The organism is Mesorhizobium sp. M0058, from assembly GCF_040323095.1.
Classification (GTDB): domain Bacteria; phylum Pseudomonadota; class Alphaproteobacteria; order Rhizobiales; family Rhizobiaceae; genus Mesorhizobium.
The window spans coordinates 161,154-183,928 of the sequence record NZ_JAMYUQ010000008.1 but is presented as its reverse complement, the minus strand read 5'-3'; the positions used below and the strand labels follow the sequence as shown (position 1 = coordinate 183,928).

The window sequence follows — 22,775 nt, the reverse complement described above, 5'->3', positions numbered from 1 at the left end:
GCGTTTGCGAAGTGTCATTTTTCAGAGCAATGCGAAGATGAAGCAGGCCATCGACACGATGGCGGTGATGGTGCGGACGTGGTTCCACATCACCCATTGATTCAGATGGTTCGCCCACACGGCTGCGCCATTGGCGCTGGCCGGGTCGACGGCGGCGAGCGCATCGTTGAGCGGCAAATTGAAGACCATGGTCACGATCGGGTTGCCGATCAAATAGATCACGGCGCCGGCAAGCAGCCAGTATGAGCCGGACTGGCTCCACCCCATGAGAACGGCGGCGATAAGCACCAGACAGAGCAGGCCGGTGCCGAACAGCGCCGTCATGAAGGTGGGCGTGATCACCGTGATGTTGATCGAATTCATCGCTGCGATGCCTTGGGGGACCGGCAGCCGGGCAAGCGCCGCCATGATAAAGTTGGAAAAGGCGAAGAACACGCCGCCGACGACGCCCGAGCCGATGGCGGCGATGATGGTGAGGGTGGGAAGAAGCTTGATCATCTCAGTTGCTCCAGATGCCGGTTGCAGCGGTTTCATTTGCGTAGGCGGAAAAGTCTTTCGGCGCGCGGCCGAGCACACGCTGGACGCCGTCGGTCAGCGTCTCGTTGCGGCCGTCAAGCACTTCGGTGAACAGCTCGTTGAGCAGCCAGGCGATTTCGGGCGGCAGTTCGTATGCCGCCGTCGCGGCGGTGAATTCGTCATGCGAGATCTTGATATAGCGGATGTCGCGGCCGGTCGCCTTGGCGATCTCGGCAACCGCGTCGGCGAAGCTTAGCAGCCGCGGCCCGGTCAACTCATAGAGCTGGCCGACATGACCCGGTTCGGTCAGCGCAACGAAGGCAGCATCGGCGATGTCGTCGACATCGACGAAGGGCTCGCCAACAGGGCCGACAGGCAAAGCCACTTCGCCTTGCCGCAAGGACTCGACGAGAAAACCTTCGCTGAAATTCTGCGAAAACCAAGCGCAACGCAGGATCGTCCAGTCAGCGCCCGAGGCTTTGACCATCTCTTCGGCGCGCTGGGCTTCGGTCTCGCCGCGGCCGGAGAGCAGCACCATGCGGGTGACGCCATTTGCCACCGCAAGCCTGGCGAAGGCGCCGACGGTCTCGGCGGCGCCCGGCACGGCGATGTCGGGATAGTAACTGATGTAGACGGCGCCCACGCCCTGCATGGCAGGCTCCCAGGTCGCCGGAACCTCCCAGTCGAAGCGGGGGCTGCCGGAACGCGAGCCGATGCGCACGGGAATGCCCTGTGAGGTCAGCCGCCCGGCGAGGCGACGGCCGGTCTTGCCAGTGCCACCGAGAATCAGGACTGGTTTGGTGTCGGTCATGGTGGTTTTCCTTTGTTACAAATATGAATAATCCTCACATTTGCAAAATGTGATAAACCCTCGTATTTTGGGAGTCAAGCCGTTTGTTGGCAGATTTTGTCGAGACCGGAGGCCGTCATGGAAGACACAGCAACGCCCGCATCTGAGGAGCAGGTCGCATCGCCGCGACGGGCGCCCACCCAGCAGCGCAGCCGCGAGCGGGTCGAGCGCATGCTGGCCGCAGCCTCGGCGCTGATTGCCGAGCAAGGCAGCGACGCCATGCGCATGGGCGAGGTAGCGGAACGGGCCGCGGTGTCGATCGGTTCGCTCTACCAGTTCTTTCCCGACAAGCGGGCGATCGTCTGGGCGCTGGCCGAGCGATACACCGCCGAAAGCCAGGCCTGCATCTCCTCGGCGCTCAAGGATGTCGTCGACGCCGAGGGCCTGCGGCAGGCGTTTTCGGAGCTGGTGGATATCTACTATCAGCTGTTCCTGGCCGAGCCGGTGATGCGCGACATCTGGTCGGGCACCCAGGCCGACAAGGCGCTGCGCCAGCTCGAACTCGCCGACAGCCGGGCGAATGCCGAATTCCTGACGATGGTGCTGAAGCGGCTGCATCCCGGCGCCGATCCGGTGGCGCTGGAGACCACAGCGTTTCTGGTCTGGCAGATGGGCGAGGCTGCCGTGCGGCTGGCGATCTCGGTCGACCGGCAGGAGGGCGACAGGCTGGTCGCCGCCTACAAGCGCATGGCGCTGCGGGAATTGGTGGACGGGTAGGCTCGCACCACTCTGGGAAGGGTCGCTTCGAAGCAGCAGGGTGGAGGCGTCGGACCGCACCCGACCCTGGGCGACCTCCCCACAAGCGGGAGGTATCGGCGCGTTAGCTCGAAGCGACTGACTTTGGCGGCAACAAAAAAACCCGCCACAAAGGCGGGTTCTTGATTCAGCGATACAGGTAAACTTTAGAGGCCGAAACCTTCGAAGCGCTTCTTGAACTTCGACAGGCGGCCGCCGCGGTCGAGCAGGGTCTGCTGGCCGCCGGTCCAGGCCGGGTGCGTGGTCGGATCGATATCGAGGTTCATCGTATCGCCTTCCTTGCCCCAGGTCGAACGGGTCGAGTATTCGGTGCCATCGGTCATGACGACCTTGATGGTGTGGTAGTCGGGATGGATATCGGCCTTCATTGTCGTGCTTCCTGGCTTGCGGCGCTACAGACGGGCCCGCGGCCTGCGTCGATGCGCCCCTTTTTAAAACTCGAAGCCGCAGCTATTGAAAAGCCACGGCTTCTAAAACGGTCGGCGAGCCTATACATCAGCCGGAATTGAATCACAAGGCCACGGCAGGCGCATATTGAACGCGCCCACCTGGAGCGGCCAGAGGAAACGGTCATGGCGGACATCAGCGGCGAGCAAGACGGGCGCAGGCGCTCGCTCGGGCCGCTCAGGCGCCTATATCCCTACATATTCCGCTACCGCAAACTGGTCATAGGCGCCCTCATTTCGCTCGCCATCGCCGCAGCGACGACGCTGGCGCTGCCGCTGGCCGTGCGGCGCATGATCGACCACGGTTTCAGTGCTTCCGGCACCGTCGTCATCGCCGAATATTTCGCCGCTTTGGTTGCGATGGCAGCCATTCTGGCGGCGGCGTCGGCCGGACGCTACTACTTCGTCATCACGCTCGGCGAGCGGGTCGTCGCCGACATCCGCAGCGACGTGTTTTCGCATGTCACGACGCTTTCGCCGTCCTTCTTCGACACCGCGCAATCGGGCGAGATCGTCTCGCGGCTTGCCGCCGACACGACGCAGGTGAAATCCGCCGTCGGCGCCACCGCCTCGGTGGCGCTGCGCAACGTCATCCTCGGCCTTGGCGCGGCGGCGATGATGGTCGTCACCAGCCCGAAACTGTCGGGCCTGGTGATCGCGGCCATTCCGCTCATCGTGCTGCCGCTGGTCGCGTTCGGCCGTTCGGTGAGGCGCCGGTCACGGCAGGCGCAGGACACGCTGGCGCAAGCGACCGCCTATGCCAGCGAGCAGATCGGCGCGGTGCGCACGCTGCAGGCGTTCACCAACGAGACGCTGGTCACCGGGCGGTTCTCGGCCGCGGTGGAAGCCGCCTTCCAGGCGGCGCGCTCGTCGATCTTCTCCCGCTCGCTGCTCACCTTCTTTGCCATCTTCATGATCTTTTCCTCGGTCGTGGCGGTGTTGTGGTTCGGCTCGCGTGACGTGCTTGCCGGCACGATGTCGCCCGGCACGCTCGGCCAGTTCCTGCTTTACTCCGTGTTTGCCGCAGGCGCGCTGGGCGCACTGTCGGAAGTCTGGGGCGAGCTTGCCCAGGCGGCGGGTGCGGCCGAAAGGCTGACCGAGATACTCGACGAGACGCCGGCGATTCAACCGCCGGCCAATCCGCTGCCGCTGCCCGCCAAGGCGACAGGCGCGATCAGCTTCGACGACGTCTCCTTCTCCTACCCGGCAAGGCCGGACCGTGCCGCCGTCCACGGCTTGAGTTTTCAGGTCAAGCCCGGCGAGACGGTGGCGATCGTCGGCCCGTCGGGCGCCGGAAAGAGCACCGTCTTTTCGCTGATCCTGCGCTTCTACGATCCAGAAACCGGCCGCATCGCCATTGACGGCGTCGACGTGCGCGAAGCCGATCCGGCTGAAGTGCGGGAGCGCATTGCGATCGTGCCGCAGGATGTCACCATCTTTGCGGCAAGCGCGCGCGACAATATCGGCTTTGGCCGGCCGGGCGCGACGAATGCCGAGATCGAGGCCGCCGCCAGGGACGCGCTGGCCGACGAGTTCATCCTCAGGCTCGACAAGGGCTACGACAGCCAGGTCGGCGAGCGCGGCGTCACCTTGTCCGGCGGCCAGCGCCAGCGCGTGGCGATCGCCCGCGCCATCCTGCGCGACGCGCCGATCCTGCTGCTCGACGAGGCCACGTCGGCGCTCGACGCCGAAAGCGAAACGCTGGTGCAGACGGCGCTGGAACGGCTGATGCAGGGCCGCACCACCATCGTCATCGCCCACCGGCTGGCGACCGTGCTGAAGGCCGACCGCATCCTGGTCATGGATGGCGGCCGCATCGTCGAGGAAGGCACGCACCAGAGCCTGGTCGCCAAGGGCGGAATCTATGCAAGGCTGGCCAAGCTGCAGTTCGAAACCGGAGCAAGCGCCTTCAGGGGTGCCGCGGAGTAGCAACCCGCAATCAGGCGGGACCATACCGCTTGCGGAGATGCTCGGTGAAATGCGCGGCATTCAGTTTCTCGCCGGTGGCGCGCTCAAGCAGTTCGGGCGTCGACCAGCGCGATCCCTGCGACCAGATCTTGTCGCGGCGCCAGTCATTGATGGCGGCGAAATTGCCCCTGGCGAGATCGCTGTCGGCTGAAGGATGGTCGCGCGTCAGCGCAGCCCATTGCTGCGCCGCCATCATGGCGCCCAGCGTATAGGACGGGAAATAGCCGAAGGCGGCGCCCGGCCAATGCACGTCCTGCATCGGTCCGTCGGCTGGGTTGTCGATGGTCGAAAGGCCAAGATACTCCCGCATCTTGGCGTCCCACGCTTCGGGCAGGTCGGCCGCCTGCAGCCGCCCCGAGACCAGCTCCTGCTCCAACTCGTAGCGCAGGATGACATGCAGCGGGTAGGTTACCTCGTCCGCGTCGACGCGGATCAGGCCGCGCTCGACCCGGTGCACATGCGGCAGGATGTCGTCGAGCGACCAGGCTTCGCCGAGATGCTTTTCGACCACGGGCAGCGCCCAGCGCCAGAATTCGGGGTTGCGGCCGACCTGTTTCTCGACGAACAGGCTCTGGCTTTCATGCACCGCCATGCCGCGCGCCTTGCCGAGCGGCCAGTGCGCCCAGGCCTTCGGCAGGTTCTGCTCGTAGAGCGCATGGCCGGTCTCGTGCAGCACGCCCATCAAGGCCGACAGGAAGTCGGACGTTTTGTAGCGGGTGGTGATGCGCACGTCGCTCGGCACGCCGCCGCAGAAGGGATGGTGCGATACGGACAGAGAACCGTGGGTGAGGTCGAAGCCGACCGAAGCCATCATGGCGAGACCAAGCTCGCGCTGCCGGTCGATCGCATAGCTGCCGGAGAGCGGCTTCACGGGATGCCTGGCCAGGCGCGCTTCCTGCGCGGCCAGGGCTTCCGGCACGAAGCCCTTCAGGAATGTCTTCAGCTCGGTGAAGACCGGCGTGATGTCGGCGGCGCGGTTGCCAGGATCGTATTGCTCCATCAGTGCGTCGTAGGGATCGAGGCCGAGCGCGTCGGCGCGCAAAGCGGCTTCCTCGCGCACCAGCGCGATGACACCTTCGAGCGCCGGCAGGAAGCCTGCCCAGTCATTCTTGGCGCGCAGGTCGCGCCAGAGCTGCTCGGAGCGCATACGCGCCACCGTCTGGCGCTCGACGAATTCGACCGGCAGGCAGGTCAGGTTGGTGTATTGGCGACGCAGTTCGCGCACCGCCGCCTGCTGCTCCTCGTTCAGCGCCTCCTGTTCGGCGGCGGCGAGCCAGTCGGCGATCTCCGGCGCGGTAGCCCTGATATGCAGCATCCCGGCCAGGGACGACATGGCTTCGGCGCGCTTCTCGCCGCCGCCGACGGCCATGTGGGTCGCCTCGTCGGCGCCGAGGATAGCGAGCGCATGTTCCAGCGCTTCGAGCTTGTGGCCGAGATCATCGAGCTTCTGAAAAGACATGGCAGGTTCCGCGTTTTGGACCGCGGGAAAAGATACCAACGCGCCAGGATTGGCAACCCTCAAAGGTGGCTTTCGCCGATGCAGCTTGCGCCGATGAGCTTGTGCGTGGAATGCTGGCTGGCGGTGGAACACCGCCATGCAGGGGAGACTAAGATGATCGGCAATATCCTGGTCGGGCTGGTGGCCCTGATCCACCTCTACATCGTCTATCTGGAGATGGTGGCGTGGGACACACCGCGCGGGCACAGGGCGTTCAACCTCAAGCCGGACTTCGCCAGCGCATCGAAGGTGCTCGCCGCCAATCAGGGGCTCTACAACGGCTTCCTTGCCGCCGGGCTGATCTGGGGCCTCTATCTCGGCGCAGCCGGATTCCAGATCAAGGTGTTCTTCCTGCTTTGCATCGCCGTCGCCGGCCTCTATGGCGCGGCGACTGCCAGCCGGAAGATCCTCTATATTCAGACCGTGCCGGCGGTGCTGGCCCTCGCTGCGCTGTGGCTGGGCTGGTGACAAAAAAGACGCCCTCGGAGCCAGATCCGGGGGCGTCAGACAGTCCCTTCCTCATTCCTGGAGATATCAGAGCGGATCTCAGCCGTTCGGATAATTTCCGCCGTCGGAGCCATCACCGATCATGAAGCCGCTGCCGGTGTCGGACATCAGCCTCTGATCGACATTGTCGAGGCGGCGCAGCAGATCGTGATATTGCGCGGCCGGGATCCGGCCATGGTCCGAAGCGGCGACCCGTTCGGCGGCCTGGCCGATATGCGCAGCACGCAGATGCAGCCACTGCGCTTCCGAGGTCGAGATGCCCTTCGTCTCGCGCGCATCCGTGATGCCCTGTTCGACGCCCCGCACCTGCTCGATCAGGCCGGTCACGCGCGGACCGGTCATGTCGGTCGGGTCGCTGGCGTCGAGGGCGCCCTTGTGATGTCCGGCGGCATAGGCGCCGGCGAGTGGAACAGTGATCAGAAGTGTCGTGAGGGTTGCGGTCCTGAGAGTCTTCAAAGAGCGCATGATGTGCGTCTCCTCCTGCTATGGAAGGGGCAAGCGCTTTCGCTCCGCCTTCCGGAAGCGGGCCGTCCGGTTCCGTCGCGTCGCGATGGGAGGCATCGCCGGCGGTTCTCGGCCCTGCGCGTCAAAGTAGGAGCCCGGAAACGCGAAGTGTAATTAAAGAAAGATAATGTTTTCAGGCCTTGCCGACCTGGCGTTGCGCCCTAGAGTTGAGCCGGCAAACAATTTCGCGTGACTGAAAATCACCGTTCGGTGAGCTTCAGTTCAATGCGTCGGTTCTTGTTGCGGGCGTCTTCGGTGTCGGCGGGGTCGAGCGGCTGGAATTCGCCGAAGCCGGCCGCAACCAGCCGGTTGGCGGGCACGCCGTTCTCGATCAGGAACTTGACCACCGAGGTCGAACGCGCCGTCGACAATTCCCAATTGTCGCGATAGCGGCCGGCGCCGGACAGCGGCTTGTTGTCGGTGTGGCCGTCGACGCGCAGCACCCAGTTGATCTCGGGCGGGATTTCCTTTTGCAACTCGATGATGGCATCGGCGAGCTTCTTCATCTCGACCTTGCCGGCATCGTTGATCACTTCCGACCCGGTCGGGAACAGAACTTCCGACTGGAAGACGAAGCGGTCGCCGACGATGCGGATGTTCTCGCGGTCGGCGAGGATTTCGCGCAGGCGGCCGAAGAAGTCGGAGCGATAGCGGTTCAGCTCCTGCACGCGCTGCGCCAGCGCGACGTTGAGCCGACGGCCGAGATCGGCGATCTTGGTGTTGGAATCGCGGTCGCGCGTTTCGGACACATTGAGGGCGTCCTCGAGCGCGCCGATCTGCTTGCGCAGTGCTGCGATCTGCTGGTTCAGGATCTCGACCTGGCTCAGCGCCTGCTGGCTGATCTGGCGCTGGCTGTCGAGTTCGCCGCCGAGTTCCGCGGCGCGCTGGGTGGCGGCGTCGCCGGCGCCGGCACCTTGCGCCAGCAGCTGCTCGAGCCGGCTCTTCTCAGCTTCGGCGGCCGACAGCGACGCCTGCAGATTGGCCAGCGAATCGTCCTTGTCCTGCGCGCTCGAGCGCTCCAGCGCCAGCAACTGCGTCAGTTCGTTGATCTGCGAGTTGAGGCGCGTGAGCGCCGTATCCTTGCCGGAGAGTTCGCGTCCGAGCAGGAACTGCGCCAGCACGAAAACGGTGAGCAGGAACATGATGGCGAGCAGCAGCGTCGACAGCGCGTCGACGAAGCCCGGCCAATAGTCGATCCGGCGATCGGTGCGCCGGCCCCTGGCGAGAGCCATGCTAGTGGACCCCGGGTTTCTTCAGCGCGTCGGCGATCTTTTCCAGCGTGTTGCGCATCGCCTTCTGCTCGTCCGACTGGGCCTCGACCCAGTCGCGCATGATCTGCTGCTCGGAGCGCATGTTCTTGACCAGGCCGGAAATGCCGTCGGCGAGATTGGCCATGGCGGTGGCGACGCGCGGATTGGAGCCGCCGCCGCTTTCCTGCATGCTGCGCAGCCGTTCCGACAGGACCCGGATCTCGTCGGAGGATTCAGTCTTGGCCGGGTCGGCGACGGCGATGTCGGAGGAGAGATCGGTGACCGAGGAGAGCCAGTTTTCCAGCTCGGTATAGAAACGGGTCTGGGCGCGGCCGGCCTGCAGGTCGAGGAAGCCTAGCACCAGCGACCCGGAAAGACCGAACAGCGAGGACGAAAAGGCCGTGCCCATGCCGGCCAGCGGTGCCGACAGCCCCTGCTTCAGCGAATCGAGCACCGCGGCGGCGTCGCCGGTGCCGGGATCGAGCGATTCGATGGTTTCGCGGATCGAGCCGATGGTGTTGAGCAGGCCCCAGAAGGTGCCGAGCAAACCGAGGAACACCAGCAGGCCGACAAGATAGCGCGACGTGTCGCGGCTTTCGTCGAGGCGGGTGGCGATCGAATCCAGCATGGTGCGCATCGAAGACGTCGAGAAGGCCACCGTCGAGGAGCGGCCGATCATCGCCTTCATCGGCGCCAGCAGCACCGGCTCGGTGGTTTCGGAACCGGCGCGGAAGGAATTGACCCAGCGCACTTCGCGAAACAGTCGTCCGACCTGGGCGAAGGCGAGCAGGATGCCGACCACAAGGACGCCGACGATCAGGCCGTTGAGGCCGGGATTGCTCCCGAAAGCGGTCGAGATCTGGCGGGTGAGGATGGCGGCGATGAAGGCGACGATGACCAGGAAGATGACCATGGTCAGGAGGAAGACCTGCGGGCTCGACAGTTTGTGCGGATCGTACATCAGGACATCAGAACGCCTGCCCACGCCGAAGGATCTGAGAAAAGCCATCCGTGCCCCGTTTCCGATGCTCTATTTGCCTTGACGCAATTCCGAACGGGAAGCCGCTCATACTTCCCTGGAACTGCTCCAGTGCCGCCGATCACGTAATTCGCGACTCTAAACGGAATTGTGACCAAATTGAATGGCGCTTGGCAATATTGCCCGACTGTCGGGCCGCACCACGCCGTTCAGAGGCGGTTGACGACCAGGCAGTCGACCATGGCGGCAAGATGCAGCCCGGCGCCGGTGACGACAAAGCCGTGCCAGAGGGCATTGTGAAAGCGCAGGCGTTTCCAGGCGAAGAAGATGACGCCGCAGGAGTACACGATGCCCCCGGCGACAATCAGCGCGATCGAGGTCGTCGGCAACGTCGCCACCAGCGGCTTGACCAGGACGACGCCGCTCCAGCCGATGGCGAGATAGAAGACAATGGCCAGACGATCGAAGCGGCCGGGCAGGAACACTTTCATGGCAATGCCGGTCAAAGCAGCGGTCCAGACAAGGACAATCATCGGCAGCGCCAGCGGCGAGCCGTCGAGCTGGGCCAGAAAGGGCGTGTAGGTCGCGGCGATCAGGAGATAGATCGCCGCATGATCGAAGCGCCGCAAGATCCACTTCGCCGGCGACGTCACCGGCCACAGATTGTAGGTCAGCGAAATCGACAGCACAGTCAGCAGCGACACCACGAAGAAGGCGGCGGCGATGTATTCGCCGGGACCGGCATGGAAGGCGGCCAGCGCCAGCAACGCCGAGCCGGCGGCTATTGCCAGCACGATGCCGACCGCGTGGACGATGCCATCGGCGATCATCTCCGCACGCGAATAGTGCCAACGCCCGACAAAAGGGATTTCAATTGGCTGGTCTGGCTGCGCTTCTCGCGAGGATAGTGAAGGTATGCTCGTCATAAAGATCCTGCGTCACCCTTATCTGGGCGGCCGCCGGGCAGTATTTCAAGCTTTGATTGCGGTTTTGCGACTGCGGCGCTTCAGCGCGCCGCGCCGGCATGCCAAGTAATCAGCGCGCCGAGATCGGCTTCTTCACCGCCTTGAGCAGCGCGCGCTGGATGACCTCGTTGCCAGCGACGAGCGAACCCGCCTCGAGCATATCCTGGCCGCCATCCATGTCGGAGACGAAGCCACCGGCCTCGCGGATCAGCAGCAGGCCGGCGGCAATGTCCCAGGCCGACAGGCCGGTTTCCCAAAAGCCGTCCATGCGGCCGGCGGCGACATAAGCGAGATCGAGCGCGGCGGAACCCAGGCGGCGCACGCCCGAGACCTCGGCCATCACATTGCGCAACTCGACGAGGAAATTGCCGTGCTGGCCGCGGCCGAGATGCGGCACGCCGCAGCCGATGACGCAGTCGGTGAGCTTGCTGCGGCCGGCAACGCGCAGCCGGCGATCGTTCATGAAGGCGCCGCCGCCGCGCTCGGCGGTGTAGAGCTCATCCATTGCCGGATTGTAGATGACGGCGGCGACCAACTGGCCCTGTCGCTCCAGCGCGATCGAGATGGAAAAGATCGGAATGCCGTGCAGGAAATTGGTGGTGCCGTCGAGCGGGTCGACGATCCAACGGTGCTGGTCGTCGTCGCCTTCGACCATGCCGCGCTCTTCCATCAGGAAGGCATAGCCCGGGCGCGCCTTCGACAGTTCGGCAAACAGGATGTCCTCGGCCTTGCGGTCGGCTTGGCTGACATAGTCGCCCGGTCCCTTCATCGACACCTGCAGGTTCTGCACCTCGCCGAAGTCGCGCGACAGCGAACGGCCGGCCTTCATGGCGGCCTGGACCATGACATTGAGAAGTGCGGAGCGTGCCATCGTATCTGTTCCTGCCTACGCGTCAGTCTGCGCGGCGCATGTAGGTGAGTTCGTTGGTGTCGACGACGATGCGTTCGCCGGCGCCGATGAATGGCGGCACCAGCACGCGGATGCCGTTTTCCAGCACCGCCGGCTTGTACGAGGACGCGGCCGTCTGGCCCTTCACCACCGGGTCGGCCTCGGTGATGGTCAGCGTCACCTGGTCGGGCAGCGAAATGCCGATCGGCCTGTCCTCATAGAGCTGGACCGTCACCATCATGCCGTCCTGCAGGAAGGCGGCGCGGTCGCCGACGAAATCCTTCGCCAGCTCGAGCTGCTCGTAGCTCTGCGTGTCCATGAACACCAGCGCGTCGTCCTGGGCGTAGAGGAAGGAAAAATCCTTCAGATCGAGCCGGATCTGCTCGACGGTCTCCGCTGAGCGGAAGCGCTCGTTGAGCTTGGTGCCGTTGATCAGGTTCTTAAGTTCGACCTGGTTGTAGGCGCCGCCCTTGCCGGGCTTGACGGTGTTGGTCCTGACCGCCACCCAGAGGCCGCCATCGTGCTCGATGACATAGCCGGGACGGATTTCGTTGCCATTGATCTTGGCCATGATGAGATTGATCCGGGATGCTACCAACGGCTTGGCCGTTGGTATGGGGATGGTTGCTGGACAAGCGATTTCGGGCCCCCAAGACCACAAATCGGCAGGAGAGGCAAGGGATGCCAGATCGCCCGACAGCGGCTGGTAGCCTCAAACCTGGGCTGCAATGACTTTGCCGACGGCCTCGACTATGGCATCCGCAGCCTCAGTCAGCCGGTTGAGATGAGGCGAACGAAGTGCGGCGACCTGCAAGGAAAGGTCGACATCTTCCGTGTTGACCAGCATGAGGCCGTCGGGAAGTCCGCGCCTTGCAAGACGCAACGGCACTAGCCCAAGGCCGTGCCCCCGACGGACCCATTCCATCTGCAAGGCCGGATCCTGTATCTCCGCCGCGATCTCGAAATAACGCCTTCCGCCGACCAGAACGGACATGAGTTTCTGGCGCGCGTCGCAAGGGGCCGGACTAAGCACCCACGGCATGGGTGTCCGGCCACCGTCTTCCGGATCGGGGACGGTGGACGCAGCTATGACGCCAAGACGTTCAGTGCCAAGCGCTTCCGGGCCTGGCTTATCCGACGATCGCAGAACAATCGTCACATCGAGCTCGCCGCGTTCGAATTGACCGATTAGTTCGGCGCTCCAGCCCGTCTTGAGCCGTAGCGACACTTTCGGGAACGCCGCCGCGGCGTTGGCGATGGCCCCGGCGATGTCGCGGTCCGAGAGGCCATGGGCGAGACCCAGGCGGAACAGTCCTTCCGGCTCGGTCTTTCCGGCGAAGGATTTCAGCGCTTCTACGGAAGCGATGATATCGCGTCCGCGCGCCAGCACTTCCAGCCCCGTCGGCGTCAGTCGCGGCGGCTTTTGCCGGCGGTCGAGCAGCGTCGTGCCAAGCATGTCCTCCAGCCGCTGGATTTGCCGGGTCACAGCCGGCTGCGTCAGCGGCAGGCGCCGGGCGACCTTCTGGATCGAGCCCTCCTCGGCAAACAGGGCGAGCGTGCGCAATTCCTCAAGCACAGCTAGAACTATGTCTCGTAAGCATAATCATTGTAAACATTATGAATTTGAAATCCATCGCCTGGCAAGCAATTTTCCTTTCAAACGAAAGGACGACGACAATGAAGGCAATCGAACTGCAGAAGCCGGGCGGCATCGACAATCTCAAGATGGTCGAACGACCAATGCCGGAGCCCGGCCGTCAGGAGATGATCGTCCGCGTCAAGGCGACGGCGCTCAACTATCGCGATGTCGAGATCGCGCGCGGCAGCTATCACACGACATTCCCCTTGCCGCTGGTGCCGCTTTCCGACGGCGTCGGCGAGGTCGTCGCGCTTGGCCCCGAGGTCAGCCGCTTCAAGGTTGGCGACCGGGTCTGCGGCACGTTCTGGCAGCGATGGGTCGGCGGCAGCTTCGCCATGGCCGAACCCTCATACCAGCGCGGTGGCCCCATCGATGGGCTGCTAAGCGAATTCGCCCGGCTGGACGAACAGGCGGCGGTCATCGTCCCGGCACATCTCAGCGATGTCGAGGCGGCGACATTGCCTTGCGCCGCAGTCACTGCCTGGCATGCGTTGTTCACCGAGGGCAAGCTCAAGCCAGGCGAAACCGTGCTCAGCCTCGGCACCGGCGGCGTGTCGCTGTTTGCCGTGCAGTTGGCAAGCGCGGCCGGCGCGCGCGTCATTGTTACGTCGAGCAGCGATGAGAAGCTTGCCCGGGCGAAGGGGCTTGGCGCGCATGATGGCGTCAACTACCGCGACAATCCGGATTGGTCGTCGGCCGTGCTGGCGCTGACCGATGGCCGCGGCGCCGATCACATCGTCGAAGTCGGCGGGCCACAAAGTTTCGCGCAGTCGCTCAAGGCGTCGGCGCGCGGCGCCCAGATCAATGTCATCGGCTATCTCGGCGGCAGCGAAGGGGTGATCAATCCGCTCGACATCTTCCGACGCCAGGTGAAAGCACGCGGCATACCGGTCGGCTCGCGCGAGTCCTTCGAAGCGATGAACCGGGCGCTCGCCGTCAATCGGCTGCGGCCGGTGATCGACCGGGTCTTCCCATGGGCAGAGGCAGCGCAGGCCTTTCGCCATCTCGAACACGGCTCTCCCTTCGGCAAGGTCGTTCTGGATCATACACAGTGACGTTGCGTGTCAGGGCAGGCGGTTGGCCTTCTGCAAGGCTTGCTTTGTCTGGTCGTCGGTCAGCCCTTGCAGGAAATCGTCCATCTCCGGATCGATAAGGCCGGCGCGGCGGGCGACCACATACCAGGCCCCGGCCAGGATCAGGTCGGGGTCGGTTCCGATGCCGCCCATATAGAGCTTTGCCAACCGGTTCTGGGCAGCGACATTGCCGCCTTCAGCTGCCTGCTTCATCCAGTTGAAGCCGGATTTCAGGTCGCGAACACCGCCCCGGCCCTCGATCATCCAGGCGGCAAGATCGATCTGCGCGGTGTCGTAGTTCTGCCTGGCAGCCTGTGCCAGCAAGCTGCGGGCCTTTCCATCGTCGCGGGTCTTGCCGCCGACGCCATTGGCATAGACCTGCGCCATCGCATACTGGGCGTCGGCAAGCCCTGTCGCCGCGGCACGCTCATAATAAGGCACAGCCCTGGCGATGCCGGCATCGCCCGGATCCTGCTGCACGAGCAATTGCGCGAAGTTGAACTGCGCCAGCCGGTTGCCGGCCTCGGCGGCGGCCTGCATCAGCGCATAAGCTCCCTTCTCGTCCTTCTTGACGTAGCGGCCGTCGAGCAGCATCAGCGCATACTGGAACTGCGATTCAGGAATCCCCTGCTCGGCGGCCTGCGCATACCATTTGGCGGCTTCCGCTGGGTTGAGCGGCACGCCCAACCCGCGCGACAGGATCTCGGCCACCAGCGTTTGCGCCGCCGGGTCGCCATTCTGAGCCCGCACCAACGCCAGATTGTAGGCCGTCTTATAAAGACCGCGCTGGAAAGCGCCATAGGCGGGGTCCGCCGGCTTGGCGCCGAAACGTTCGGGGTTGATGGCGTCGGCCGACGGCAGCGGCGCGGTGGTCGCGGGCTGGGGCAGCGGGGTGTCGATCGGCTTGTCGATATGGACGCCGGAATCGGTGGCACCGGCTTTTGGGGCACCCGCATCGGGGGCGACCGCATCCGGCACGCTGAGGGCGGGCGGGCTGGTGTCCGGCCTCGGCTGCGGCAGCGGAACGGTCTCCGCCGCGATCGCTGCCCCGCTCATCAAGGCCGCAACGAGAACCGCGAGAGGAAGTCCAGGTCGGCGCACGTCAGCCCTCGAAGCGCGGCGCGGTTTGGTCGAGCAGCGCATTGGCGGCAGCAATCGCCGCCTTCGGATCGGCGCCTTCGGCGAAGACAGCGCTTGAGACGGCCACGAACTCGGCGCCAGTGGCGGCCACCGCTTCTACCGAAGCGATGGCGGAACCGGCCATGACGACGCAAGGGATCTCAATCACGTCCGCCCACCATTGCCCGAGCGACAGGTTGCGCTGGTGCGGCTCGGGCTTGTTGTCGTAGCCGAAGCGGCCGAAGAAGATGTAGTCGGGCCTGGTTTCGCCGAGTTCCAGCGCGTCGTCGCGCGTCTTGGCGCCACCGGCGCCGACCATCATCTTGCCCTGGAAGTGTTCGATGGTCTCGGCGAGCGCGTCCTTGGAAACCTCGACATGAATGCCGTCGGCCTGGACACGGCCGGCAATGCGGGTATCGCCGGCGATGATGACGGCGATGCCGGCCGCTTGCGCGGCCGGTACGATCTGTTCTGCAAAAGCCTGGAAGGCAGCCTCGTCCATGCCGTTCTCAGGCAGGATCAGCGAAGCGATATCACCGCCGTCGAAGGCAGCCGCAATGCGCTCGGCCGGAGCGTCCTTGGGTGCGATCAGCACGATGCGGCAGCGGTTGGGGGGTGTTGCGTCGTTCATTGGCTTTCGATCCCGGGTTTCGCCTATGCCGGGCGAAGATGGTTGCATTGCGGCATAGAACAAAGCGCCCGCCTTGAACAGGCGGGCGGGGATCGATGCGATGGCTTTGGTTTACGATCGCCGGCGAGCCGACGCTCTGCGGCTCATTTGACGGCTTGCGGGCTTTCGGCCGGCGATTTGGCCCTCCACAAAGTCCAGCCGAGATTCATGCCGGCGGCGGCGATCAGGATCGCGGCTGCGCCGACGAGCTGGGCCGGATGCAGCCGGTGGCCGAAGGCCATCACATCGACCAGGATCGCAACGACAGGATAGATGAAGGACAGTGACCCCTGGAGATGCGTCGGCAGTTTTTGGATGGCGGCGTACATCAATACGTACATCAGGCCGGTGTGAACGACGCCAAGCGTGGCCAGCATGGCCCAGCTCCAGGCATCGGCGGGCAAATGCGAGAGGTTGGCGAAGGGCGCCAGCATGACGACGCCGACGCAGACCTGGATCAGCGCGATCAGATGCGGCGGGGTGCCCTTGAGCTTCTTGGCGACGATTGCCGCGACAGCCCAGAAGAAGGCCGCTCCGAGCGCCATGACGATGCCGATGACATAATCTGTGCCGGTTATGCCGGAACCGACACCCGCATCGGGCCCTGTCTGCACGATCAGCAGCATGCCGGCGAAGGCGATGCCGAGCCAGGTCAGCTTGGCCAGGGTCAGCCGCTCGCCGAAGAACAGCGCGCCGAAGCCGACCAGCATGAAGGGCTGCGTGTTGTAGACCGCCGTGGCAATCGAGATCGAGGCGCGGGAGAAGGCGCTGAACAGCAACAGCCAGTTGATGACAATGGCCGCGCCGCCAAGAGCGGCGATGGCAACAATGCGCAGCGTCAGCCTGCCGCGCAGCAGCCCGAGTGCCGCGCAGGTGATCAGCAGCGCCACCGCGCCGAAGGCGCAGCGCCAGAACACCACGTCCATGACGGGCTGGCCCGACATGACGACAAACCAGCCGATCGTGCCGACGATCGTCATCGCCGCCGTCATCTCGATCGTGCCGCGTACCGTGTTGTCCATGACAATACCTCTATCTGTTGAGGCCATAATCTCATGCCGTCTTGAGGGTTTATATGCCCTATGAAAGGTTATAAGGGGACAACACCTTATTTAATAAGGCGCGCGCTGCCCTTTTGCGAGGAGATGAAAATGCTGGACGAGTTGGACAGAAAGCTTCTCGACATCCTGATCCTGGATTCGCGGACTTCGTTGAAGGATCTGGCGCAGCAGGTCGGGCTGTCGTCGCCGAGCGTCTCGGAACGGCTGCGGCGGCTCGAGGAACGCGGCGTCATCCGCGCCTTCACCATCGAGATCGACCCGGAAGCGCTGGGGTTTCCGTTGCAGGCGATCGTGCGGGTGCGGCCACTGCCGGGCAAGCTGCATATCGTCCAGAAGCTGATCGAGGAGATCGCGGAATTCGGCGAATGCGACAAGGTCACCGGCGACGACTGTTTCGTGGCCCGGCTCTACGTGCGCTCCATCGGCGAGCTCGACAAGCTTCTCGACCGCATCGCCGACAAGGCGGAGACCAGCACCGCCATCATCAAGGCGCAGCCGATCCGGCGCCGTCCGCCGCCACTGAATTAAGCTCCAGCTTGTAGCCGATGTGGCTGGCCTTGAAGCCGAGCCGGTCAAGAAGCGATGCGCGTCCTGGCGGCTCTTGTTGGTGGTCAGCTGGACAATCTTGCAGCCGCGTTCACGGCACTGTTCGATCGCCCATTCCAGCAGACGCTGTCCCAGCCGTTCGCCGCGGCGGTCTGCGACGACGCGCACAGCCTCGATCTGGCCGCGCAAGGCGCCCTGCAGCGACAGCCCGGCGAGATAGCTGATCTGCAACGTGCCGATGACGCGGCCGCTATCCGTCATCACGGCAAGAAACTGGTTGGGGTCGGCGTCGATGGCGGCAAAGGCGTCGCGATAGGCCTTGGCGAGTGGTTCGGTCGCATCCTCGCGGCTGCGGCCAAGCGGATCGTCGGCGAGCATGACTACGATGGCAGACAGGTCGGCCGCTTCGGCGCGGCGGATTTGGGGTTCGCTAATTGTCAAAAACCTGGGGGTCAAAAACCTGGGGCCAAAACCTGATGCAGCGGGGACGGCGCCCTTATGCATCGGCGGCGATCTTGCCGCAAATCCGGAACCGTCGCTTTACGCACAGTTGATCGACCCGGCCCGGCATTTTCCCGGTCGCGGCGCAAGGGTTTCTGGGCTATTGCAGGGCAACCGTCTTCCCTCCAGCCATTTTCAGCTCATGTCAGGTCTGCTCGCCGATCCGTGGTTTTATGCCGCCGCCATTCCGGCGGTGATACTTGTCGGGCTGTCGAAAGGCGGCTTCGGCGGCGCTGTAGGCTTCGTTGGCGTGCCTTTGATGGCGCTGGCCATGCCGCCGGTGCAGGCGGCGGCCATCCTGCTGCCGATCCTGTGCCTGATGGACATCGTTTCGGTGTGGACGTGGTGGGGTGTGTATGACAGAAAGATGCTGGTCGACATGATGCCGGGCGCGGTGATCGGCATTGGGCTCGGCTGGCTGACGGCAGCGCTCGTCACCGAAGAGATGGTGCGGCTGGTCGTCGGCGCTGTCGCGCTGATCTTCGTGCTGCGCTGGCTCTATCTCCAGTTCCGCCACGGTTCCGACCATGCGGCGGCGCCCAACCGCATCGCCGCCGCCTTCTGGGGCACCGTCGCCGGCTTCACCAGCTTCGTCGCCCATGTCGGCGGGCCCCCCTTCCAGGTCTATGCGCTGCCGATCCGGCTCGATCCGAAGGTGCTGTCGGGGACATCGGCGATCTTCTTTGCCGCCACCAACGCGCTGAAGCTGATCCCCTACTTCGCGCTTGGCCAGTTCGACACCGCCAACCTGACGGCGTCGGCCGTGCTGATGCCGCTGGCGCCGCTGGCCACCATCGCCGGCGCCTGGCTGGTGCGGCGCATGCGGCCGGAGATTTTTTATCCCTTCACCTACGCGACCGTGGCCGTGGTCGCGGTCAAGCTGCTTTGGGACGGGATCGCCGGCCTGCTCTAAATCCCGCTCAGGCGGCTGCCGGTTTGGTTCGCGGGGCGCTCGCAAAGGTCAGCGATGCACCACCAACGACCACGACCGCCATGGCGCCGAGAGTGGCGATGTCGTGCGCGGTCGGCTTCAGCACCATGTCGGCGACGACGACGATCATGATGACGAAATCGAACTTGACGATCCGTATCATGCGGCGCCCAAACGCTATGGCAGCCGGGGTCATGCCGTCCGCGGCAAGCATTGTGGCAAGCTTTTCGAACGAAGGCTTCAGCACGAGGATACCGGTCAGAAACGCGGCGGCGTAGCCGCAAAGGCCGATGACGACCCAAAGGTCGGAGAAGCCGGTCCATAGCGAAGTCAGCACCAGACCAGAAGCCAGGGTCGCGATAGACGCCGGCACGAACAGACGCAAGCCGAGTTTGTCCGTCGTTCTCAGCATGACCATCAGCGTCTCGTCGTCGCCGTCGCGATCGGCGAGTATCGAAACCAGCAGCATGGCGAAACCGCCGCCGAGCCAGAGGATCGCTGCCATGACATGCAGGAATTTGAAGAGAGAATACCAGTCCATTGCCGCTCCTTGTGCATCGTTCCGGGGGTAAACGCTGCTTTCGCGCGTCTGCTTCCGAAGGAGGGCGGATTATCTCCGTACATGTATCCAGAAGATGCCGCGTGGGTGCCGGCTTGTTGCGGTGGCGCCGTCGCCGGATTTTACCGCCAGCCCGCACAATACCCGGCATTTGCCGGATAGACGCCGTGTCGGCATTGGCTGGTTTCGCGGCATGATCCTGAAACCTGCGGGGACTAAGCCGCTCGCGACCGACGCTCCATTTTGGCCGCGCGCGGTCGGACCAAGTCTGCAACAACCATCGAGGGTATCCCATGCAAGGCGTAGCACGAAATTTCTTCACCCTGGCCGTCATCTATTCCCTGTGCGGCATGGCGCTCGGCCTGCATATGGCGATCTCCAATGACCATGGGCAGATGCCGACCCACGCGCACACCATGGTGGCGGGCTGGCTGATGTCGGCGGTGTTTGCCTTCTTCTACCACCTGTTTCCAGCGGTCGGGCAAAAGACGATTGCCGTCGTGCATTTCTGGCTGACGGCAATCTGCGGCATCGCACTGATGATCGGGCTTTACTTTGAACTTGCCGGCCATCCGGAGATCGAGCCGGTGCTGGCTTCCTCCTCGATGGGGTTTTATGCGGCAATGCTGCTGTTCGCCTTCATTTCCTTGCCGGCTGTGTGGAAGAAGGCATGAACAAGCTGACGATCAGGCTTCGGGGGCCGTTGTGCTGATACGGCACAGAAGGGCAGCGGTCGATCAAGAAATATCCGCGCCGTTAAGGGTTCATTAAGCTTTACAGGTGTTTACTATGTCCATCCAGTGATCTGGATTCTTACCGAGTGGTTGGAGCCACTTCGTTTGACGCCTCCCTGTTAAACTCCTGAGAGCCGCCTTATCCGCGGCTCTTTTTTTGTCTGCTTTTGGTCCGCTTGGCGCCCCTGCGCAGGCGTTAACCGTTTGTTAAACATGTGCTTGCCTTCGCCGGCGGCGAAGCGCATTTTCAAGCTTCAGTCATCTAGGGTGCCGGCGTGACGGCGATGAAGCCGAATCAGCCGACGGGGCAGTGCAGGGGCGTATCGATGAACGAGCCTTCGAAGGGCAGCGCGAAAACCATCAAGCTGGCGGAACGCCGGGTTTTCTCCCAATCCTTCAAACCGCTCTACCAGGAAGGCATGGGCCTGGTTGAGCAAGCAGCGGAATATCTCGACGGCAAGGGCCGGGCCGAGGCCAAGAAGCTGTCCAGATTGGCGGCGACGCTCTATGCGGCCGAATCGATGCGGCTGACCACAAGGCTGATGCAGGTCGCCTCCTGGCTGCTTTTGCAGCGGGCGGCAAATTCCGGCGAGATGACCCGCGACCAGGTCGCGTCGGAAAAATCCAAGGTGCGTCTCGACACCGCCTCGGCGCATGACGAAGCGGTCGGCTGGGGCGAACTGCCGAAGGATTTCCTCGACCTCGTCACCCGCTCGCTGCGCCTGCAGGCGCTGGTGCGCCGCATGGACGAAGAGATCTATGGCGGCGCGTTTGCCGAGACGCCGGTAACAGGCCGCCGCGCCAATCCGGTTTCCGACCAGATCACGCTGCTGAATACGGCTTTCGCTCGAGGTTAAACGCTTCCCGTTTCCGGTTTGTTCACATTTCCCTGACATCGCTGTGCGCCGGAGGTAGACTTCGCGCATGAGGGAAGCGATTCGCATTATCGGTATCGATCCGGGGCTGAGGCGCACCGGATGGGGCATCGTCGAGAGCCTCGGCAACTCGCTGCGCTTTATCAGTTCCGGCACTGTACGCTCCGACGACAAGGCGGCGCTGGCGACACGGCTCTGCCAATTGCATGACGGGCTGGCCGAGATCCTGCATGCGGCCATGCCGCAGGAAGCGGCCGTCGAGCAAACCTTCGTCAACAAGGATGCGGTGGCGACACTGAAGCTCGGCCAGGCGCGCGGCATAGCCATGCTGGTGCCGGCGCGCGCCGGCCTTGTCGTCGCCGAATATGCCCCCAATGCCGTCAAAAAGGCGGTGATCGGCGTTGGCCATGGCGACAAGAAGCAGATTCACATGATGGTCAAGGTGCTGTTGCCGAAAGCCGTTTTCGACACCGAACATGCCGCCGACGCGTTGGCTATCGCCATCTGTCACGCGCATCACCGGCAAAGCGTCGCCTACAGCATGGCGCTGGCCGGTTAGGCGCGTTCTTGACTTGTTCACGGTAAGGCAGTAAGTAATACCTGAGAGGTATTACCATGCGTGTCACCACCAAAGGGCAGGTCACCATACCCAAGCAGATAAGGGACCATCTGGGCATCGGGCCTGGTTCCGAGGTGGAATTTGTCGCCACCGACGATGGCGCCCGTCTTGTGGCCGTCACCGAAAATCTGTCTGAAGAGGAGGCAGCCCGCAGGTTCAGCGAGGTGCTTGACCGGATGGAGGGATCCCTGGATCTGGGTGGCATGACTGCCGACGAATATATGGAATGGTTGAGGGGGCCGCGTGAAGATCTCGACGTTGATTGACACCAATGTCCTCATCGACGTCTGGGGCCCGGCCGGACCCAATACAAAATGGTCGGCGTCGGCGATTGTTTCCTGCCGCCGCGACGGCGCATTGGTGGTCAACACGATTGTCTGGTCCGAACTGGCACCGCTGATCGCGACGGAGACGGCGCTTCGAAAGGCAATCGAAACGCTCGAGATCGGTCGCGAGCCTCTGCCTTGGGACGCGGCTTTTCTTGCCGGTGTTACGCATTCGCGCTACCGCCGGGCGGGCGGCTTGCGGGAGCGTACCTTGCCCGATTTCTTCATTGGCGCCCATGCGACCGTTGCCGGGCACCGCCTCTTGACCCGCGACGCTGCTCGCTACCGCAGCTATTTCCCGGAGCTCGACATCATCTCTCCGGAAACACACCCATGAAAGCCCTTCTTCCATGAAAGATCTGGCATGATCGGCAAATTGAAAGGCACGCTGGACGAGATCGACGAGGATTTCTGCCTCGTCGATGTGCACGGCGTCGGTTATGTCGCCTATTGCTCGGCGCGCACGCTGGCCGCGCTGCCTTCGCCCGGCGAGGCGGTGGTGCTGTTCATCGAGACCTATGTGCGCGAGGACATGATCCGGCTCTACGGTTTCCAATCGGTGCTTGAGCGCGAATGGTTCCGGCTGTTGATGAGCAATGTGCAAGGCGTCGGCGCCAAGGTGGCGCTGGCCATCCTGTCGACGCTGGCGCCGGCCGACCTCGCCAATGCGATCGCGCTGCGCGACATCGCCATGGTCAGCCGCGCGCCCGGCGTCGGCAAGAAGGTGGCCGAGCGCATCGTCACCGAATTGAAGAACAAGGCGCCGGCCTATGCCGGAACCGCCTCCGGCGCCATCGGCCTGAAGCAGGAACTCGGGGAAGGCGTGGCGCCGGCGCCGATCACCGACGCCGTCTCGGCGCTGGTCAATCTCGGCTATTCGCGCGACACCGCAGCCAATGCTGTCGCGGCGGCGCTGAAGACGGCCGGCGAGGACGCCGATGCCTCGAAGCTCATTCGTTTCGGGCTGAAGGAACTGGCGCGGTGAGTGATTGCT

27 protein-coding genes and 1 pseudogene are annotated in these 22,775 nt (G+C 63.9%); 12 read left to right on the top strand and 16 right to left on the bottom strand.

Translation table 11 applies throughout. From position 1 onward, the window contains the following. Nucleotides 1-21: 21 nt before the first annotated feature. Together NKJ75_RS15785 and NKJ75_RS15780 are read right to left on the bottom strand one after the other, a co-directional pair. Nucleotides 22-498 (bottom strand): anthrone oxygenase family protein, encoded by a 477-nt coding sequence (locus NKJ75_RS15785; protein ID WP_023752629.1) that lies wholly within the window; start codon nt 496-498, stop codon nt 22-24. Between the two features lies 1 nt (nt 499). Continuing rightward, nucleotides 500-1,327, bottom strand: a complete 828-nt coding sequence (locus NKJ75_RS15780; protein ID WP_023668744.1) for an NAD(P)H-binding protein — start codon at nt 1,325-1,327, stop codon at nt 500-502. Nucleotides 1,328-1,444: 117 nt separating this feature from the next. Between NKJ75_RS15780 and NKJ75_RS15775 the strand changes: the two genes are divergently transcribed. Then, complete coding sequence (locus NKJ75_RS15775) at nt 1,445-2,083, top strand: TetR/AcrR family transcriptional regulator (RefSeq protein WP_023829284.1); 639 nt, start codon at nt 1,445-1,447, stop codon at nt 2,081-2,083. Nucleotides 2,084-2,268: 185 nt separating this feature from the next. Here the strand turns inward: NKJ75_RS15775 and rpmE are convergent, their stop codons facing one another. Further along, nucleotides 2,269-2,490, bottom strand: a complete 222-nt coding sequence (gene rpmE, locus NKJ75_RS15770; RefSeq protein WP_023668748.1) for a 50S ribosomal protein L31 — start codon at nt 2,488-2,490, stop codon at nt 2,269-2,271. A 204-nt stretch (nt 2,491-2,694) separates the two neighbouring features. Here rpmE and NKJ75_RS15765 point away from each other — a divergent pair, with 204 nt between their 5' ends. After that, on the top strand, nt 2,695-4,497 hold the full coding sequence (locus NKJ75_RS15765; protein ID WP_352499924.1) for an ABC transporter transmembrane domain-containing protein: 1,803 nt from the start codon (nt 2,695-2,697) through the stop codon (nt 4,495-4,497). Between the two features lie 10 nt (nt 4,498-4,507). On the opposite strand, the gene NKJ75_RS15760 is transcribed toward NKJ75_RS15765, so the two are convergent. Then, nucleotides 4,508-5,995, bottom strand: coding sequence for a carboxypeptidase M32 (locus NKJ75_RS15760; RefSeq protein WP_023694585.1), 1,488 nt, complete (start codon nt 5,993-5,995; stop codon nt 4,508-4,510). A 153-nt stretch (nt 5,996-6,148) separates the two neighbouring features. On the opposite strand from NKJ75_RS15760, the gene NKJ75_RS15755 reads away from it, so the two are divergent. Next, nucleotides 6,149-6,502, top strand: coding sequence for a DUF1304 domain-containing protein (locus tag NKJ75_RS15755; RefSeq protein WP_023806573.1), 354 nt, complete (start codon nt 6,149-6,151; stop codon nt 6,500-6,502). A gap of 78 nt (nt 6,503-6,580) precedes the next feature. Here NKJ75_RS15755 and NKJ75_RS15750 read toward each other — a convergent pair whose 3' ends face one another. The 7 genes from NKJ75_RS15750 to NKJ75_RS15720 form a co-directional block, all read right to left on the bottom strand. Further along, on the bottom strand, nt 6,581-7,006 hold the full coding sequence (locus NKJ75_RS15750) for a hypothetical protein (protein ID WP_023688945.1): 426 nt from the start codon (nt 7,004-7,006) through the stop codon (nt 6,581-6,583). 239 nt (nt 7,007-7,245) lie between these two features. Continuing rightward, nucleotides 7,246-8,277: a peptidoglycan -binding protein gene (locus NKJ75_RS15745; RefSeq protein WP_023684164.1), complete on the bottom strand. Its 1,032-nt coding sequence runs from the start codon at nt 8,275-8,277 to the stop codon at nt 7,246-7,248. A 1-nt stretch (nt 8,278) separates the two neighbouring features. Further along, on the bottom strand, nt 8,279-9,304 hold the full coding sequence (locus tag NKJ75_RS15740; protein ID WP_023668754.1) for a MotA/TolQ/ExbB proton channel family protein: 1,026 nt from the start codon (nt 9,302-9,304) through the stop codon (nt 8,279-8,281). A gap of 179 nt (nt 9,305-9,483) precedes the next feature. Next, nucleotides 9,484-10,200 (bottom strand): PAQR family membrane homeostasis protein TrhA, encoded by a 717-nt coding sequence (gene trhA / locus NKJ75_RS15735; RefSeq protein ID WP_023700276.1) that lies wholly within the window; start codon nt 10,198-10,200, stop codon nt 9,484-9,486. 109 nt (nt 10,201-10,309) lie between these two features. Next, nucleotides 10,310-11,110 (bottom strand): inositol monophosphatase family protein, encoded by an 801-nt coding sequence (locus NKJ75_RS15730; protein WP_352499923.1) that lies wholly within the window; start codon nt 11,108-11,110, stop codon nt 10,310-10,312. A gap of 22 nt (nt 11,111-11,132) precedes the next feature. Continuing rightward, nucleotides 11,133-11,699: an elongation factor P gene (gene efp / locus NKJ75_RS15725; protein ID WP_023668757.1), complete on the bottom strand. Its 567-nt coding sequence runs from the start codon at nt 11,697-11,699 to the stop codon at nt 11,133-11,135. A gap of 141 nt (nt 11,700-11,840) precedes the next feature. Beyond that, entirely contained in the window at nt 11,841-12,692 is an 852-nt protein-coding gene (locus NKJ75_RS15720) for a LysR family transcriptional regulator (RefSeq protein ID WP_352499922.1), read from the bottom strand. A 113-nt stretch (nt 12,693-12,805) separates the two neighbouring features. On the opposite strand from NKJ75_RS15720, the gene NKJ75_RS15715 reads away from it, so the two are divergent. After that, nucleotides 12,806-13,822 (top strand): zinc-dependent alcohol dehydrogenase family protein, encoded by a 1,017-nt coding sequence (locus NKJ75_RS15715; protein ID WP_352499921.1) that lies wholly within the window; start codon nt 12,806-12,808, stop codon nt 13,820-13,822. Between the two features lie 9 nt (nt 13,823-13,831). Here NKJ75_RS15715 and NKJ75_RS15710 read toward each other — a convergent pair whose 3' ends face one another. From NKJ75_RS15710 to NKJ75_RS15700, 3 genes are all read right to left on the bottom strand, one after another. Then, nucleotides 13,832-14,896: a tetratricopeptide repeat protein gene (locus tag NKJ75_RS15710; RefSeq protein ID WP_352499920.1), complete on the bottom strand. Its 1,065-nt coding sequence runs from the start codon at nt 14,894-14,896 to the stop codon at nt 13,832-13,834. Nucleotides 14,897-14,942: 46 nt separating this feature from the next. Further along, a complete protein-coding gene (locus NKJ75_RS15705; protein WP_352499919.1) occupies nt 14,943-15,590 on the bottom strand; it encodes a thiamine phosphate synthase in 648 nt (215 codons plus the stop codon). Nucleotides 15,591-15,733: 143 nt separating this feature from the next. Then, on the bottom strand, nt 15,734-16,651 hold the full coding sequence (locus NKJ75_RS15700; RefSeq protein WP_352499918.1) for a DMT family transporter: 918 nt from the start codon (nt 16,649-16,651) through the stop codon (nt 15,734-15,736). Nucleotides 16,652-16,780: 129 nt separating this feature from the next. Here NKJ75_RS15700 and NKJ75_RS15695 point away from each other — a divergent pair, with 129 nt between their 5' ends. Beyond that, a complete protein-coding gene (locus NKJ75_RS15695) occupies nt 16,781-17,218 on the top strand; it encodes an Lrp/AsnC family transcriptional regulator (RefSeq protein ID WP_352499917.1) in 438 nt (145 codons plus the stop codon). Here the strand turns inward: NKJ75_RS15695 and NKJ75_RS15690 are convergent. After that, nucleotides 17,175-17,614 (bottom strand): annotated as a pseudogene (locus NKJ75_RS15690) (GNAT family N-acetyltransferase). The gene NKJ75_RS15695 and the pseudogene NKJ75_RS15690 overlap by 44 nt on opposite strands. Before the next feature lie 265 nt (nt 17,615-17,879). Here NKJ75_RS15690 and NKJ75_RS15685 point away from each other — a divergent pair. After that, nucleotides 17,880-18,650: a sulfite exporter TauE/SafE family protein gene (locus NKJ75_RS15685; RefSeq protein WP_352499916.1), complete on the top strand. Its 771-nt coding sequence runs from the start codon at nt 17,880-17,882 to the stop codon at nt 18,648-18,650. A gap of 7 nt (nt 18,651-18,657) precedes the next feature. On the opposite strand, the gene NKJ75_RS15680 is transcribed toward NKJ75_RS15685, so the two are convergent. Next, the gene (locus tag NKJ75_RS15680) at nt 18,658-19,209 is read right to left on the bottom strand and encodes a DUF2269 family protein (protein WP_023694595.1); all 552 of its coding nucleotides are present in this window, start codon (nt 19,207-19,209) and stop codon (nt 18,658-18,660) included. A gap of 311 nt (nt 19,210-19,520) precedes the next feature. Between NKJ75_RS15680 and NKJ75_RS15675 the strand changes: the two genes are divergently transcribed. From NKJ75_RS15675 to ruvA, 6 genes are all read left to right on the top strand, one after another. Beyond that, nucleotides 19,521-19,901, top strand: coding sequence for a hypothetical protein (locus NKJ75_RS15675; RefSeq protein ID WP_023668767.1), 381 nt, complete (start codon nt 19,521-19,523; stop codon nt 19,899-19,901). A 386-nt stretch (nt 19,902-20,287) separates the two neighbouring features. After that, nucleotides 20,288-20,818 (top strand): protease adaptor protein RcdA, encoded by a 531-nt coding sequence (gene rcdA, locus NKJ75_RS15670; RefSeq protein ID WP_023688956.1) that lies wholly within the window; start codon nt 20,288-20,290, stop codon nt 20,816-20,818. 67 nt (nt 20,819-20,885) lie between these two features. Continuing rightward, entirely contained in the window at nt 20,886-21,395 is a 510-nt protein-coding gene (ruvC, locus tag NKJ75_RS15665; protein WP_352499915.1) for a crossover junction endodeoxyribonuclease RuvC, read from the top strand. A 56-nt stretch (nt 21,396-21,451) separates the two neighbouring features. Beyond that, the gene (locus tag NKJ75_RS15660; protein ID WP_023737866.1) at nt 21,452-21,721 is read left to right on the top strand and encodes an AbrB/MazE/SpoVT family DNA-binding domain-containing protein; all 270 of its coding nucleotides are present in this window, start codon (nt 21,452-21,454) and stop codon (nt 21,719-21,721) included. Then, nucleotides 21,699-22,118: a type II toxin-antitoxin system VapC family toxin gene (locus tag NKJ75_RS15655; protein WP_023834640.1), complete on the top strand. Its 420-nt coding sequence runs from the start codon at nt 21,699-21,701 to the stop codon at nt 22,116-22,118. Before NKJ75_RS15660 ends, NKJ75_RS15655 begins: the two co-directional genes overlap by 23 nt. A gap of 27 nt (nt 22,119-22,145) precedes the next feature. Then, a complete protein-coding gene (ruvA, locus tag NKJ75_RS15650; protein ID WP_023684176.1) occupies nt 22,146-22,766 on the top strand; it encodes a Holliday junction branch migration protein RuvA in 621 nt (206 codons plus the stop codon). Nucleotides 22,767-22,775 lie beyond the last annotated feature (9 nt).